The sequence below is a fragment of the Chryseobacterium daecheongense genome (genome assembly GCF_003729955.1).
Taxonomy (GTDB): Bacteria; Bacteroidota; Bacteroidia; order Flavobacteriales; family Weeksellaceae; genus Chryseobacterium; species Chryseobacterium daecheongense.
Genome location: NZ_RJTX01000002.1, coordinates 279,183 through 296,048, shown reverse-complemented (window position 1 = coordinate 296,048; position 16,866 = coordinate 279,183). Strand labels below are relative to the sequence as shown.

Annotated in this window: 13 protein-coding genes; 4 read left to right on the top strand and 9 right to left on the bottom strand. The window is 36.7% G+C overall.

Annotated features, from left to right (window positions below; translation table 11 throughout):
- Positions 1–5: 5 nt before the first annotated feature.
- The 4 genes from EGI05_RS09785 (at position 6) to EGI05_RS09765 (ending at position 4,695) form a co-directional block, all read left to right on the top strand.
- Complete coding sequence (locus EGI05_RS09785) at positions 6–1,736, top strand: HAMP domain-containing sensor histidine kinase (RefSeq protein WP_123262881.1); 1,731 nt, start codon at positions 6–8, stop codon at positions 1,734–1,736.
- Between the two features lie 702 nt (positions 1,737–2,438).
- Entirely contained in the window at positions 2,439–2,996 is a 558-nt protein-coding gene (locus EGI05_RS09775) for a YdeI/OmpD-associated family protein (protein WP_123262879.1), read from the top strand.
- A 12-nt stretch (positions 2,997–3,008) separates the two neighbouring features.
- Positions 3,009–3,596: a hypothetical protein gene (locus EGI05_RS09770; protein ID WP_123262878.1), complete on the top strand. Its 588-nt coding sequence runs from the start codon at positions 3,009–3,011 to the stop codon at positions 3,594–3,596.
- A gap of 97 nt (positions 3,597–3,693) precedes the next feature.
- Complete coding sequence (locus EGI05_RS09765; RefSeq protein WP_123262877.1) at positions 3,694–4,695, top strand: alpha/beta hydrolase; 1,002 nt, start codon at positions 3,694–3,696, stop codon at positions 4,693–4,695.
- A 66-nt stretch (positions 4,696–4,761) separates the two neighbouring features.
- Here EGI05_RS09765 and polA read toward each other — a convergent pair whose 3' ends face one another.
- The 9 genes from polA to EGI05_RS09715 all read right to left on the bottom strand — a co-directional run bounded on the left by polA (position 4,762) and on the right by EGI05_RS09715 (position 16,857).
- On the bottom strand, positions 4,762–7,590 hold the full coding sequence (gene polA / locus EGI05_RS09760) for a DNA polymerase I (RefSeq protein ID WP_123262876.1): 2,829 nt from the start codon (positions 7,588–7,590) through the stop codon (positions 4,762–4,764).
- Positions 7,591–7,716: 126 nt separating this feature from the next.
- Complete coding sequence (locus EGI05_RS09755) at positions 7,717–8,811, bottom strand: Imm5 family immunity protein (protein ID WP_123262875.1); 1,095 nt, start codon at positions 8,809–8,811, stop codon at positions 7,717–7,719.
- Positions 8,812–8,839: 28 nt separating this feature from the next.
- The gene (locus EGI05_RS09750) at positions 8,840–10,447 is read right to left on the bottom strand and encodes a hypothetical protein (protein ID WP_123262874.1); all 1,608 of its coding nucleotides are present in this window, start codon (positions 10,445–10,447) and stop codon (positions 8,840–8,842) included.
- 290 nt (positions 10,448–10,737) lie between these two features.
- Complete coding sequence (locus EGI05_RS09740; protein ID WP_123262872.1) at positions 10,738–11,646, bottom strand: hypothetical protein; 909 nt, start codon at positions 11,644–11,646, stop codon at positions 10,738–10,740.
- Positions 11,647–11,690: 44 nt separating this feature from the next.
- Positions 11,691–13,886, bottom strand: coding sequence for a type VI secretion system Vgr family protein (locus EGI05_RS09735; protein ID WP_123262871.1), 2,196 nt, complete (start codon positions 13,884–13,886; stop codon positions 11,691–11,693).
- A 196-nt stretch (positions 13,887–14,082) separates the two neighbouring features.
- The gene (gene tssD / locus EGI05_RS09730) at positions 14,083–14,496 is read right to left on the bottom strand and encodes a type VI secretion system tube protein TssD (protein ID WP_123262870.1); all 414 of its coding nucleotides are present in this window, start codon (positions 14,494–14,496) and stop codon (positions 14,083–14,085) included.
- A 372-nt stretch (positions 14,497–14,868) separates the two neighbouring features.
- Positions 14,869–15,420 carry a YdcF family protein gene (locus EGI05_RS09725; RefSeq protein ID WP_228428582.1) on the bottom strand — a complete coding sequence of 184 codons (552 nt, stop codon included), beginning with the start codon at positions 15,418–15,420 and terminating at the stop codon, positions 14,869–14,871.
- Positions 15,421–15,428: 8 nt separating this feature from the next.
- Positions 15,429–15,695 carry a hypothetical protein gene (locus tag EGI05_RS09720; RefSeq protein ID WP_123262868.1) on the bottom strand — a complete coding sequence of 89 codons (267 nt, stop codon included), beginning with the start codon at positions 15,693–15,695 and terminating at the stop codon, positions 15,429–15,431.
- The gene (locus tag EGI05_RS09715; protein ID WP_123262867.1) at positions 15,688–16,857 is read right to left on the bottom strand and encodes a peptidoglycan recognition protein family protein; all 1,170 of its coding nucleotides are present in this window, start codon (positions 16,855–16,857) and stop codon (positions 15,688–15,690) included. The genes EGI05_RS09720 and EGI05_RS09715 overlap by 8 nt, the downstream gene beginning before the upstream one ends.
- Positions 16,858–16,866: the final 9 nt, after the last annotated feature.

Below are 16,866 nucleotides of genomic sequence, written 5' to 3'. Positions count from 1 at the left end.
AAGTGATGAAACTTAAAACGAAACTCACACTTGGTGTTGGTCTTTTATTTCTACTGATTGTTTTACTTTCAGTGATCGCATCGGTGTACATCAATAAACTGAAATCGGATACAGAAAAGATCCTTACGGCAAATTATAACAGTATTGAGTTTTCTAAAAATATGTTATTGGCACTGGATAAGATACGTACAGACAGTGCGGTTGCCATTAAGGATTTTCAGAAATACAATGCTTTACAGGAAAAAAACCTGACAGAATTTGGAGAAAAGGAAGCCACTCAAAATTTGAGCCTTCATTTTGATGAATACCTGAAACAACCGAATTACGAAAAAGAGAAACTGATCCGCGAAGATTTGATGAAGATCATGTCCCTGAACATGAAAGGTATTGAAAGAAAGAGTGACATCGCGATCATTACTGCTGAAAATGCCACTTTCTGGATTGTAAGTCTGGGTACCGTATGTTTTCTGATTGCCTTTATCCTTCTTTTCAATTTACCTCAAACCATTGCGGAACCTATCAATCAGCTCAATTTCAGTATCAAGCAGATTGCGAATAAGAATTATAATGAAAGGGTACACTTTAAGGGGAGTGAAGAATTTAATGATCTTGCCAATTCCTTTAATGTGATGGCTGAAAAGCTTCAGGAATATGAAAGCAGCACGCTTTCCAAGCAATTGATGGATAAAAAACGTATCGAAACGCTGGTCAATAATATGCATGATGCAGTGATCGGACTGGATGAAAATCATTTTATCTACATGATCAATGATGAAGCCTTAAAGATTACCAATCTGAGGAAAGATGAAATCATCGGGAAAACCGCTCATGAAGTGGCCGTGAATAATGATCTGATCAGAGAACTTCTTAAAAATATTGACCACCCGATTAAAGAACCCATTAAAATTGTTACTGATAATAAGGAAAATTATTTTGAGCAGGATATTATCCCGATCAATATTGTGAAAACCGGTGAAAAAGAGAAAAAATATATCGGAAAAGTGATTCTTTTAAGAAACATCACACCTTTTAAAGAACTTGATTTCGCGAAAACCAACTTCATTGCCACTATTTCTCATGAATTGAAAACGCCTATTTCTGCTATCAAAATGGGTGTTCAGCTTTTGAACAATCAGAAATTCGGGGAGCTGAACGAACAGCAGCAAGAGCTTTTGAAAAGCATTAATGAAGATGGACAAAGATTACTGGACATTACCGGAGAACTTCTGAATTTATCCCAGGTGGAAAGCGGTAACATCCGATTAAATATTGAACAATGTTCTCCAAAAGAGATTGTTCAGGCTTCCATTAAAAATGTTGAAAAACTGGCTGAACAAAAGCATATCTCTATCAGTCCTGAGTATCTTTTGGATGATCAGGATTTTATTTCGGCAGATTTTGATAAAACGGTTTGGGTAATGAATAATTTTCTAAGCAATGCCATTAAACACTCCTTCCAGGATGAAACGATTAAGGTCACTGTGGCAAAATCGGATTCAATGATTAGATTCAGTGTTGCAGATTCCGGAAATGGAATTGATGAAAAATACCACCGTCAAATTTTTGACCGTTATTTCCAGGTTCCCGGAGAACAGCAGAACGGAACAGGTTTAGGTTTGGCCATTTCCAAGAATTTTATTGAAAAACAGTATGGTGAGATTGGAGTGAATAGTTCCTTGAATCAGGGCAGTACTTTTTATTTTAAATTACCGTTATCCAATGTAAAAGTTATTTAATACATGTTTGAGAGTTTATTTAAGTTTCCTTTTCCATTTATTTCAATTGTTATTCTATGGATTATCATTTACAGTATGTATTTTTTAATTCAAAAAAAGAATATTCTTTCAAATTACAGGCAATTCGATTCTAAAGAACTAAAGAATATCAGTGGCACTATCATTACAAGAAATGGATTTTTGCGAAAAAGTATTCAGTGGTGCAGCTTTGATATACTTATTAACTCAAATTCAATCTTCCTATTTTCAAAAAACTTCCATATCCTTCCAGACCGGATAATTAATTTAGTATTTTCCAATTCTAATAAAGTCAATACTAAAAGACCTGCTCTATTGAGAGAATTTAAAATCAACAAAAATAATATTGAATTAATTTACTATCCGCATTATCTTATTGGCGGACAACGCAAAATATATTTAAAAAATCTTACCGATGAGCAGTTTTCTGTATTGGAAAATATTTTACATACTAAAAGTAAGATTCATTAAGCTCTATCTTCTCCTTAAAACTCCTTACATAATTTATATGTATTGTAATTCAGTGTTCTTTTAAAAACAAATTATGAATTCAGAGACAGAGTCCTTGAAAGCAAACTATTCTATATTATAGCTTCGGGCTGAAATTTCATTTCAGCCCGAAGCTTTTGTAACGGATTACCATTTATAATGACACATTAAGTAAATCACCAAACGCAATACAACATGTCAGCAACTTTTTTCCCCAACCAGGAGGATTTTAGGAAATGGCTTGAAGAAAACCATCAGCAAGAAAAGGAACTTTTAGTCGGTTTCTATAAAGTAGGAAGCGGAAAGCCTTCCATGAGCTGGTCTGAATCGGTGGATCAGGCGCTTTGTTTTGGCTGGATCGACGGGGTAAGAAAGTCTATTGATGAACAAAGCTACTCTATCCGTTTTACCCCAAGGAAACCGACAAGCATTTGGAGCGCCATCAATATCAAAAAAGTAGAAGAACTTACCAAAGTCGGTTTGATGACTTCTGCCGGACAAAAAGCTTTTGAATTAAGAAAAGAAGAAAAATCAAGGATATATTCTCATGAAAAAGAAACCGTTGATCTGAATGCTGATTATGAAAAACAATTCAAAGCAAATAAAAAAGCCTGGGAATTTTTCATTAATCAAGCCCCGTCTTATAAAAAAGTCATTACTCATTGGATTATGAGTGCCAAACAGGAAAAAACCAGACTGTCAAGACTTGAAAAAGCGATCCGTGAAAGTGAATTGCAAAAACGTTTACAATAACAAACAACACCTATGAAAACAAAAGTATTTATCATTCTACTATCTTTATTCTCTCTATTTTCTTATAGCCAGACAAAAGATAACACTTCCGTTGCCGGGATCAAAAAAACATTGGCTTCATTTGCAAGGAGTTTACAGACAAAAAATATTAATACTACCGTTGAGCTCATTCATCCTAAGTATTTTACGATTACTTCAAAGGATAAGATGCAGCAGATGCTCAATTTCACTTATGACAATCCTTATTTAAAAACGGATGTTACAAAGTTTATTATTCATCGTGTTGAAAACCCGGAAAAAATTGGTAATGAATATTTCTCTGTCACCGATTATTCAATCAGAATGAATCTGAAAATCGATTGGGCTCAGCTTCCGGTAGCCGAAGAAATGAAACAGCAAATCCGGCAGTCTATTATCAAGCAATTTGGCGATGGAAATGTACAGCATGTTCAAAAAGGGGATTATTACATCATCAATACCAAAATGAAAGCCTGTGCTATTTCAGCGGATAACAAGAACTGGAAGCTTATTTTATTGGAAAAAAATCAGAAACCTCAGCTGATGAAAATTTTGCCGAAGAAGATTGTGGAGAAGGTTTAAGATAGAATGTTGATGATATTTATGGTAAGGCAATTGTCAGATTATTTTTAATTAATTTTAAGATTCGAAATTTCCGAACACTAAAAACCATCAACCGATGAAAACTTTTCTGAAGCGCACATTTCTCATCCTAGCGATCACAGCAGGATTTGTATTTCTTGCTTTTAAACTGTCTCCCTATCCATCTGTATGGATCATAAGATACGTTTTCAATAAAGAAGCAGTGAAAGCTAATAAAAAACTGGAAAAATTTGTTCCAAACAACATAGAATCCACACTTAATCTGAGATATGATGATCACGACAGTGATGCTTACATGGATGCTTATTTCCACAGAGATTCTGTAAAACTCAAAAAGAAAATGCCCGTGATTGTATGGACACACGGAGGTGGACTGATTTCAGGGAGTAAAGATCATCTGGGGAATTATTGCCGATTATTGGCTTCCCAAGGATATTTGGTATTCTCCATAGATTATACGGTTGCCCCAAAAGCAAAATATCCAGTTCCTATTCAACAGCTCAATAAAGCATTAGCATATATTTCTAAAAATGCAAACCAGCTCAATGCAGATTCTTCAACTATTATTCTGGCTGGTGATTCTGGAGGCTCTATGATTTCAGCTGCCGCTGCCAATGTAATTACCAATCCTCATTATGCTGAAATAACTAAAGTGAAACCAGGCATTCATCCTGAGCAATTGAAAGGTTTGCTTCTGTATTGTGGTATTTATGATCTCCGTGATTTAAAAACTGATGGAGATTTTGGTTCTTTCTTACAAACCGTCCAATGGGCCTATTTTGGGAAAAAGGATATTTCCGGAAATCAATATGCAAAAACAGCTTCAGTAACAGATTTTCTTACAAGTTCATTTCCGCCGTCATTCATATCAGCAGGAAATAAAGATCCCCTATTACCTCAATCTGAATTGCTTGCCAAAAATCTTAAAGCACTGAATGTTCCTGTAGTCACTTTATTTTATCCTAAAAGTCATCAACCAGCTTTGCAACATGAATATCAATTTACTTTTGATGAAAGCGGAAAAGTGGCATTTAGCATATCATTACAATTTCTTAAATCCTTACAAAACGGAAAATAATGATTCTCTTTATAAAAGACTCAGCGACGTCTTTGGCGTCGCTGAGTCTTTTATCTTTTGCATATTCTAATGCGCCTCAAGCCAGTTATTCCCCACTCCTACTTCAACCAGCAATGGAACCTGTGTTTCCACGGCATTTTCCATTTCGGTTTTAATCAGCTTGGAAGCAGTTTCTACCTCATCGATAGGGGATTCAAATACCAATTCGTCATGAACCTGAAGAAGCATTTGGGTTTCCAGATTTTGAGACTGTAATTCATGATCGATCTTAATCATCGCAATCTTGATAATGTCTGCAGCACTTCCCTGGATGGGAGCATTGATCGCGTTTCGTTCAGCATGTCCTTTTACGACAAAATTCCCGGAATTGATGTCTTTTAAATGACGCTTTCTTCCTAACAGAGTTTCTACATAGCCTAATTGACGGGCTTTGTTTACCTGTTCCGCCATATATTCCTTCAACTTCGGATAAGTGGCAAAATAGGCGTCGATCATTTGTTTGGCTTCGGTTCTGGAAAGTCCCGTCTGTTCTGCCAATCCGAAAGCTCCCTGACCATAAATAATTCCGAAGTTGACGGTTTTTGCCTGGCTTCTCTGGGTCTTGGAAACTTCTTCCAACGGAATTTTAAATAATTTTGCTGCGGTAGATGCGTGAATATCTTCTCCATTCTGGAAAGCTCTGATCATATTCTCCTCTCCGGAAATTTCAGCGATCAAACGAAGCTCGATCTGAGAATAATCGGCAGATATGATCTTTTTTCCTTCTCCTGAAACGAAAGCCCCACGGATCTGCTGTCCTCTCAATGTTCTGATTGGAATATTCTGTAAATTCGGGTTCACACTCGCCAAACGTCCGGTTGCAGCCGTAGTTTGTGAGAAATTGGTATGAACACGGTTATCACCTTTATCAATCTGTGAAGGCAATGCATCCACATAGGTAGACTTCAACTTCTGATAGGTTCTGTATTCCAGGATATGCTGGATAATTTCATGTTTGGAAGCCAGTTTCTGCAATACATCTTCCGAAGTAGCGTATTGCCCTGTTTTTGTTTTTTTCGCCTTCGGATCAAGCTGTAGCTTTTCAAATAAAACTTCTCCAAGCTGTCTTGGGGAATTCATGTTGAATTCTTCTCCGGAAAGTTCAAATATTTTTGATTCCAATTGCTTTAAATCACTTTCCAGGTCTAGGCTTTCCTGAGCCAGCCATTTCTCATCTAAATAAATTCCTGCCAATTCCATTTTGGCCAGAACTTGCATCAATGGCATTTCTATTTTAAAGAATAAGTCTTCTAATCCTTCTTTTTTCAATTGAGGCGCAAACAATTCATACAGTTGGAAGGTAACATCTGCATCTTCCGCTGCATAATCTGTCTGTGTTCTTAAATCTGCATCTCTGAAATTCCCTTGATTTTTTCCTTTTTTTCCAATAATGGTTTCTATAGAAACAGGTTTATAATTCAGATACATTTCTGAAAGGTAATCCATCCCGTGTCTTCCATCCGGATTCAAAAGGTAGTGGGCGATCATTGTATCAAACATTGCTCCTTTTACTGTTATTCCATATCTCTTAAGGATTTTATAATCGAACTTCAGATTATGAGCAATCTTCAGGATATCTTCTTTTTCAAAGAAAGGTCTGAAAATTTCTAAGGTTTGTAATACTTCTCCCTGATCTTCAGAGAGAGGAATATAATAAGCCAGTCCTTTTTTGTAGGAAAAGCTCATCCCCACTAATTCAGCTTCCATTTCATTAAGAGAGGTGGTTTCGGTATCGAAACATACTACTCTTTGTTGTAAAAGATTGTCAACTAAAATCTTTTGTGCTTTTGGATTATTGACGAACTGGTACAAATGATCATTTTCCGCAATGGTGGATTTTGTGGAAGTAGCCTGATCCAGCTCTTCAAAATTGGCAAACAGATCAAGCTGCGTTACCTGGCCTTTTACCTGAGTTCCGGCAGAAGTCTGCGTTACCTCAACCTGGCTTACCACCAGTGTTTCGGTAGGAGCAAATGCACGGTAAAGGTTTTCATATAGCCTTCTGAATTCTATTTCTTCAAAAACTTCTTTTACTTTTTCAAAATCAGGAGTTTCAAGGTCATATTGTTCCTGATGGAATTCTATAGGTGCATCACAAATAATGGTAGCCAATTTTTTTGATAAAATGCCCCGTTCTGCGGAAGCCTCCACTTTTTCCTTAAGTTTCCCTTTTAACTTATCAGTATTAGCTAAGAGGTTTTCAATGCTGCCGAATTCTTTAAGGAATTTCATAGCTGTTTTCTCGCCCACTCCTTCCAATCCGGGAATGTTATCTACTGCATCTCCCATCATGGCAAGAAAATCAATCACTTGCTTTGGATCTTCGATTTCGTACTTGGCTTTTACTTCTTCAACACCCAGAATTTCTATATCTCCGCCTTTTAAACCCGGTTTATAGATTTTGATTTTGTCGGTTACTAATTGGGCAAAATCCTTATCCGGCGTCACCATATACGTGGTGTAGCCTTCTTTTTCTGCTTTGCAGGCAATAGTTCCGATCACGTCATCCGCTTCATATCCTTCTACACCCAGAATCGGAATATGCATGGCTTCAAGTATCCTGTGAATATATGGTATTGCAATTTGTATGGCTTCGGGAGTTTCACTTCTGTTGGCTTTATAGTCTGAAAAATCTTCAGTTCTTACGCTGGCCTGCCCTACATCAAAAACCACAGCCAAATGGGTTGGCCTTTCTCTCCTGATCAACTCGATCAAAGAATTGGTAAAGCCAAAAATGGCGGAAGTGTCCAATCCTTTGCTGGTTAATCTCGGATTTCTGATCAATGCGTAATATCCCCTGAAAATCATCGCATAAGCATCGATGAGAAACAGCCTTTTATCTTGTGTTGCGTCCATATTTTCTGATAATGAACAAATATAAGAAAATAGGAATATTTATGTTCTACGTTTTTGTGCTTAGTACCAAATAAAAAGGATTCCAAAAATGAGAATCCTTTTTGATTATTTATATTGAATGTATTTCTATAAATAACTTAATTTGTTTTTCTGAACAATTTCCTGCCACCACTCAGGGGTGAAATTCCTGGCTCTCGGATATTTGATAAACTCTTGGGCAAAATCCCCAAGATTCGGTTCTTTATCTTCATAAATCCGGCATTGGTCAAAATTGTATACAATCTTATATGTTTTATCAGGGAAAATAATCATTTTATAACTAAACCATGTCCCTTCTTCAGGGCTTTGTTCATATATAGCTTCTTTTATCTGTTGCATCAGTTTTACAGTGGATTCATCCCCACTGTATAAGTAGTATGTTAGCTCAAATCTTTTCTTTTGTCCATCATTTTCAACATAAAAGGCTTTCATTCCTATCCCTCCAATATTCTGACCTTCAACCTCTATTTGACTCCAATCTGCCTGTGCATTGGATTCATTCAGGTCTTTAATAATAAGATCAATTACAATAGCAAGCTTTGATTTAATAAAATCTGTATTATAATTCTTTTCGCGTTTAAAAATTTCAGTCTCATCTGTTTTCTTTGTTTCCGCAATGCCCTCGAAAATAGTTTTGGGCGAGCTAACAATTTTTATAACTGTATCAAGGTACCAATTCCAAAAATCCTTTCTTTTACTTATGCTGCCTTCATTTAAAAACGGATTTCCCCCGGAGAACGCATTTGATGCATAAAAATCAGGATTCCAATCTTCCCAATCAAACATATTATCATCTTCACCCTGATAATCTTCAATATTTAATATAATTTCAGCATTATTAGCAATACTATTACATAATGTGAGACATGCCAATGCTATACTTGAGTAAGGCTTCTGATCAATTTCTTCCAAATAATTCTTATGGGTATCATAAAGCATTGTGAAATCATTCACTTCATTGTTATACAATGTATTCTCTGCTTTATTCATAATTCCTGAAAGCACACTATCATCAAGGTTGAATGTGTTATATACAAACTTGCAGCATGTAAGGAAAATTTTATTAACAATTATCGGATCTTTGATTTCTTTTGCAATTAAAACTCTTTGTGATAAAGGCAAATGCCCATTAGGATAAGAATTAAGGTTTTCTTTTTCTTTCTGAATTATTTCTGATAACATCTCTGTAAATTTATATTAAATATAGTAATTACCACGGTATAAAAATTGGTTCGTTTCCGCCAGGTTCAAAAATATATGTTCCATCCGGGTCTGTAACAACATAATCTTCTTTGATATAGTTGGCATGCTTTTGTGCCATGCTTTTACAATTTGAACACATACACCTTGACACTCCTATTGGATCTTTAGGCTTACTCGTCATCAACTGCTTTTCTGCATGACTGGCGCTTGCCTGCCCTTCAACACCATTATCTATACTTGAATTTTTATTAAAGTCGTGCCCAAGCTTATTTTCACCATAATCCAGAACTTCATCCGGGGAAACATCTTTCACTCCTTCATTTTTCCTGAACTTATTACTGATACGGTTTGAACTATGCCCACTTACAGATTTATCTCCATCACTGGCAACCGTTTTTTCACTTTTACTTTTAGGCAATCTATCATAGGATGAGGATGCTTTTTGATAAGCCGCGCGGGAATCTGCGACTTTCTGGGCTCTTGTTTTAGGAGGACTTTCAAAAGCATCTCCTTTTACATTAGCAGGTTTTTCTGCTGCAGCTGCTCCAGGTGTATCGGTAGTTGGTTTGGCAACAGCATCTTCTACTTTGGCTGCAGCCTCCTCACCTTGTGGCTTTACCGGTTCTTTAACAGAACTTACATTTTCCGGATTTTGTTTTACAGGAGGACTGTTTTTTGCCTGAATTGATGCTCTGGCTTCTGCCGCCGCTACAGAAGGTGCTGTTTTTATATTAATGAAAGGGCCTATAATATCAGACCCAAACAGCAAAATATCACCTCCTGTGATGCTTTGATAACCATTTTCCCGAATCCTATTTATGGCTTCCCGCTCAGGTATCGCCATATCCCATTTCTGATCTTCACTCATCCCCCAAGCCTCTCCGCGCTCGTACTGATTATAGCCGCTTGCTCCTTTAATAGCTCCCATAATACCTAAATTAACACCTACACTGCTCAGAGTAGGAAGTGCCAAAGTAACCGATTGAGATAAAGTAGCTACCCCGGTAAGGCCGGTAAATGCAGTTGCCCCTAATCCTCCTAACAACCCGATACCAGCTCCTGCCAATCCACACTCCAGAAATGTTGTGGTGTAAGATAAGGCAGCCTGTTTGTAAGCATCATTCCAGGTTTTTATATTGGGAGCGTACATTACAACTCCGCCTATATCGCAAGTCATTACATGATCGCTGGTAATGGCTGGTGTATTGGTAAAAAGAAGATTTCCTTTACTGTCTGACCAATGCCTTACCTGTGCATTCTTTTGCCCACATTTCATATTACCTTTTACCATACCTATCACCCCTCCGACTAAGCCTCCTCCTGCACCAATAGCTACTATGGCAAGTAAACCAAGTGCTGCGCCTCCGGTTGCAACTATTATAGCAGAAATAACAACAGCAGCAACTACTGCAACAATGGCTGTAATGATAGCACTCCATAACATAAATTTGGTGCAGCCAAAATCAATTGTACTTAATGTTGCCGTATCTGCTACAGTAATATAAGCTTCATCACCACCTTCTTTTTTATTACTGACTCTTGTTCCCTGGATTGGGGCAGGCATTGCACCTTCAGTACACATCCAAAAATCTTTTTCAGTGATTATTTTGCCCATTTTGCTTTAATAAAATTTGATTTCTTTTAAAGTGTATCATTCTGGTTCTATCATCTTGCTTTCGTAGTTCCCAAAAGTGAGATACGATAACGCGCTTTTGATCATATTTTTTTTCAAATTCCACAGCAAAAAATTGTTTCTTCAGGATTGAAGGTTTCCGACACAAAAAGAAACTTATGCTATATTTCCCGAGTCTAAAAGTATTTTTTTTATAGCTGCCCTTTAAAAGAGAATTGATAACAATATTTTTTTCCATAGGATACGCTTTTGGTTGTTCGATCAAGAAAACATTATATCAGCTGTTCATCTTTTTCAGAGATTTCAAAATCCTTATCCCTCTTCAGCTTTTCCTTTAAAACAGCATCATTTACTAAAATATAGGTCATCTTCATATAGAGATCCTCATCGGCGATTTCATTTCTTGATACTTTTGCTTGAATCAGCCTTCCTGTCTGCTCTTCAATCTCATATTTTCCTGATTCTTCCATAGCTGTATTCAATTTGCTTATATCCTTAATATTTGAAAACTGCCCATATGCTCTTTGGTAAAATCCGACTCCCAAGGAAGAAGGCTGCCCATTAATTACAATAATGGAGTTTGTATTTTGAAAGCTATAATCTTTAGAAATTTCATAAGTATATCTCCAGTTGACATTAGCTGTTTTAAAAAAATTCGGAAGTACCAATTGCTCTGTACGCGGAAGCGCTTTTCCAAAAAACTTATTAAAGTAAATCATAAAAAATTCACCATATTGAATTCCCTGGATCAATTTTGTCTCATCATTAAAGATACTGTCATGTAGTTGTACTGCATTTTTAATATCCGGATTTTTTTCTGATATTTCAAGCATTTCTTTTTTAACATCCTGCCATTTTGCTAAGATAATTAGCAGATTAAGTATCTTTTTTACTGTACCTGTATGATCTATCACTAAATGCAGTTCATTATAAAGCCTCGAAAAAACTTTTGTGAGTGCTGCTGTTTCTTTTACCATAGGATTATCCGTAAAAATAAGATGGTGATCCAGCAATAAAAGTTTTACTTCAACATCTGCTTCCCTGATATCTAAAACGGTAAAATCCCACCGAAGCTTCATTTTCGTTTTCATGGTCATATTGACACCGTATAAATCCGTATCAATAAACATAGTATATTGTTCAGAAAACTTTTGAAATAGTCCTATTCTTTTTTGTTCCATGGTTTTTAAATGTGTAAATTCTATAGTGAAAACAAACAGAATGCTTAATTAATAAATGCATCTCCACCATCTATTTTGGTTTGTCCACCACCAATGTGATTTGATGGAGAAGAAATCTCAATACCTTCGGAAGCCGCTATTCCAATTCCATCACCACCGATTCCTATAATTTTTCCACTGAGAATAATTTTACCATCGGACATAAGAGTAAGGGAACTATTTCCAGTTTTTATTGTAATATTTGTATCGCATTCTAATGTTATATTCCCGCCACTATCCATTTTTAACATAGAGTTAGCACCCCCGCCATTTTTACCTCCTACATTAATAACATTCATACTACCAGCATTTACTGTATGATTTTGACCTGTATTAGCAGTATGATTGGTATTGGCATTAAGAACGGCATTTCCTGCTCCGTCAAATTTCATATTGGCTCCGCCCTGATCTGTCAGAAATACTGAGCCGGCTCCGTCATCCAATTCCAGTTTATTACCACTTCTGCTGCTTAAGCTTTTCACATTATTTCCGGCTCCCCCTCCTGCTCCGATTCCTCCATGGAACATTCCTCCCATGACAAAAGGTCTGTCAGGATGCTGATGTACAAAATTCACAATCACCTGGTCTCCGACTTCCGGAACAGCCATAAAGCCTCTATTTTTGCTCACTTTGTCGCTGCTTCCCGCATCCGGAGTCATCACACGGATAAACTCAGTAGTTGTGGACCCGTTTTGCCAGTCAAATTGCACCTGTACACGTCCCTGATTCATTGGATCTGTATTCGAAATCACTTTTGCGAACTGAGCCTCAGCTTTTGGAGTCTGGAATTCAGGACGCGGAATGAATCCTGTATCTGAAGCGATAGCATCAAATGTTCCGGTATAATATCCTCTTGCATCTACTTCATGATGCATTTCAATGATCATTAATTTGGTAAAATATGAGGTTTTATTGCTTCCTGATTTACGCATTTCAATATCTGCGGTACATCCGGGATAGAGAAAAGGAACAGTGGTAGTTCCTGAAGTCACAAAAACATCCGAAGCATTGCTTCCTGCCGTGCCTTTTTGAGAGGCATCAATATCCATGAATGATACAGCTTTTATCGGAGCCACTCTTAAGGATGGTGTCGTAAAAGTCTTTTCTGATATTTCATAAGCTCTTTTAGCAATATCCGAAGTATGTGTTATTTTTGAGCTTCCGGCAATCAGTCTTTCATTTTTGCTACTGTTATAACCATAAAAACTCGGACTTACATGCTGTGCTTTCATTCTGATCTTCACATCATTCACACTGCTTCCATAGGTAAGCTTAACGGGCTTTTCCTGAGGGGGAAGTTTTCCGAAATGCAGCACTTCACCATCATAATAAAACTGTTCTCCATAGGCTTCTGCCATACGTGCGAGATAATTGTAATGGGTTTCTTCGTACTGTGAGCTATAAGAAACATTTCCATGTTGGGCATCTACCCGGAAATCAAATTTATTTTGTCCTAAGCCTTCTCTTATAACCTGATCTGCAATGCTGTTTAAGCTTATTTCCTGGCTTCCGCCAAAGCTCTGAATATGAGGGGCCGCATCCAAAAGTATTGTCGGGCTATATCCTGTAAGTACAATGTTTCCCAAACTTCCTTTTTCCTGGCTAAACCCAACTTCTGTGATGACTCCTACAAAGCTTCTTTCGGGACCGTCCTCAACATCTTTATATTTGAAAACGACCGTGATTCTTTTTCCTAAAAAGTTCTGGGCATTTTCTAAATTATGATTTTCAGCACTGCCTAGGGCGTCGTGAGCAAGCATTAGATCAAATTCATGATGTCTGGTTGCACTTTGTTTTAGTTTGAAATGTTTGAAATGTTTAATCACTTGTCCTTCCACTACTATGTCAAGCTTTACGACACGATTAATTCCTAAAACCTGGCTTTCGGGAATGGCTTTAGCATTATGTATTTTGGAAGTGGGCTGTTTGGACCACACTTTATCTTCTACCAATGTGGGTGCTGTAGACTGCATTTTTTGATTCATAAACATATTGGCAGTATTTTGAGCTGCTCCTGTATATGTTTGAGCCTGAGCCAACTTTTGACTTGTCTTCTGAATTTTCCCGCTTGTTTTTTCCTGAATTTTCCCGGCTGTTTTATTTATTGCCTGCGTTTTTGCCATTTCTCCCATCTGTTTGTTAACGGATGGCTTTCCGGCTTTGGGTGCAGGTCCTTTTGGCGATTGATCATCTTGAAACATGGCATCTTTTGTTTTTAATTAAATTATGATTGGGGCTGTAATATTCAGTAGTTTGGTGACTACCGAATATGTTCAATGGTAACCATATTGATGAGTCTCATTCAATATTATGGCAGAAACAGAAAAACAGAATAGTATACCCGGGTTGAGTGCACTATTCTGTACCAATTTTATTTTACTAAGATGATGTGGATTTTTAGTTACCGGATCCTGCTCCAGGCCATAATCCTTCAAAAGCAGCATTTCCGTAATTGATCTTCTCTGCACTCACTATAAAGCTAATCAGCATATTGTTGCTGTCAATGGCATCGAAGTCCACTTCATGCTGAATTACATATCCGTTCTCCCAGTTCAAAGTAATCAATGTTCCTTCTTCGTGAGATTTGTTGAATGTAATTTCTCCTGAGGTTGGCTTGTATTTCCCGTTTAGTAAGCTTTCCAGGATATCTGATTTATCCGTAGCTTCTACGGTAAGTTTGATGATGGCGTTGGACGGATCTGAAGCTACTCTTCCTGATACGTCTGTAGATCTTGATACGCTATAATTAAGCTTTAATAATTTTTGATCTTCGCCTCCGTTGAATTTTAAGATTCCTCTTGAATTTGCCATGATTTGTAAATTTTAATCGTTAATATTTCGTGATTTGGTGTTGTTTGGTATCCCAAAGATAGACCTCCTATTTGGTTCTGAAAAGTTTTTAAACTTTAATCTTGTTTTTTGTAGTATTTCTACGATTTGATGTCGTAATTCTACGACACTGGAAATAAATTAATACACAAATATTTAAAAATCAAATAATTACAATCATTAAATACAACTTAAAATCAGCATGTTTTTACACAAAATTGGGAAATATTAAGAAAAATTTAACATCAGAAAATCATTTTCAAGATGTAAAAATTGTTAAGTTTTGTAAAGAAAGTAATGAATTGAGCCTTTCGGCTTTGACGAAAATATTTAATTGGGAGAAGTGACAATGAATTAATCAAAATAGAAAGCAATAAACTCTCTAAAAATGGAGTAAAAATCTCTTAATTCAAAGTATTCAGGACTTGAGCTTTGTATGTTTTCAAAAGAATTGCGTTTATAGAGTCTTTTTATCCGGCTTTGGTGATAATATTGAGATACTGAGATCATGGTATTATAATGTAAACTATCTGCAATCCGGATTGAGTTAAGCACTGTTTTTTCCGTGTCGTCACCATAATTATCCACTATAATATTTTTTCCAGGTATTTTATTTTTCATCAGGTATTTCTTCATCTCACTTCCTTCCCAGAATCCTTCTTTTCCCAATCCTCCACTTACCAATAGCTTTTGAACCCTTCCTTTATTATATAATGTGATTCCCTGATCCAATCTTGCCTTTAATCTATTGGATAAGGATCCATCAACGTTTACCTTATTTCCAAAAACTACGGCAAGATCTGCTTTTCCGTTTTTATCAAGCATCCCGTCAATAATTGTATATAGAATATGAATTGAAAACCAAATAAGTACTAGAATGCCTGCATATTTTACCGCTTTTTTCATAAGATCCATCAAATAGGGAAGCTGAACAGTCTGTTCGGAATATATTTTTCAAACATGATCTGTTCTTTTTGCTGGTCGGGTGACATTTCTTCCAATTTCTGATCAGACATTCCTCTCGGGGAATAAAAATGCCATTTCCAGGTCGGTGAACTTTTAATAAAAAAATATTTTTCACTGAATTCGTCATCTTCATAAACGCCACTAAAAAACCTTCCTACGAATAATAGTACCAGCAATAGAATAATGTATGCTCCTGTTTTTTTCTTTTTAGCCATGTCCTGTTTCTTTTGGAGATTTTAATCCCAATTGTTTACGTAATGCTTTAACATATTCCATCCCATAATCTCCGGGGCATCTGCGTTCTCCTACGTTATTTTTCCATTCATTATGTCCGCCTAAGGTAGTAATTTTCGGGAATTGTTCTTTAAGTCCATTGATCAGTAAAATTGCAGACGTGAGCGAAGCGGGAGACATATTATCATCTCCGTTATAATCCCAGAAATAATCATGATCGAAATCCGCTAAGAAAACGATTCCAATAACGCCCGTATTATATTTCGTTAAATGAGAGCCTTTAACCCCAATATATCTTCCTTCATACACTTTTCCGGATAAGTCTATCCCGAAATGGTATCCTACATCAGCGAATTTATTTTTACCGTTTACATGTTCATCCTGCACTTCGGTCATTGTTTTTATCCCTGAATTACCGGAATGGTGAATGGCTATTCCAAAATAGGTATCTTCCAGAGTGGGAAGCGCTTGCTGATCTTTAGTATTTTTATCAACGTATTTGGCCACCAGTGTGTAAGGTTCAAATGAACGATTATCAAGTATAGGAGGTTTTGCACCCCAATTTTCCCGTGGATGATATGAATTATCAAGCTTTTTAGAATATTGGCCGGCTTTATAGGATTGAGGGTTGAATCTGTAGAATTCATTTCTGACATTAACTTCTACACTCGCATTCTTATTAGGTGCTTTGAAAAAGGCATATACCCTCAGTTTATCAACATTTTCCTCTTTTGCAACATAATCCGAAATCATTTCCAGCCCATTTACCTGTGGGGCAGATTTCACAGTACCATCATTATGCTGAAATCCCCATTTTAGATTTTTAAGCTCTTCTTTTTCAGGCAGACGATTGTATTGAATCACTTTAAAATAATACCGTTTTCCTTTTTCTATAACATCCACTTTTTTTCCTGTCTCAGGATCAAACGGACCATCTACTTTTAAAACCCTCAGTTCGAGAGTGGGTTTTCTTTCTTTGTTTGCATTATGGCTTACCCCGCCACCGGATCCGTTTTGGACGTGTTTTCCTCCGGCAGTATTCTTGGTCCATTTACTTTCCTCCAATATCTGCCCATGAGAAACGCCTCTGATGTTATTGGCCATAATGGTGATCTGGCCTTTTTTCTGATCCTGGGATGCCATATTAAAACT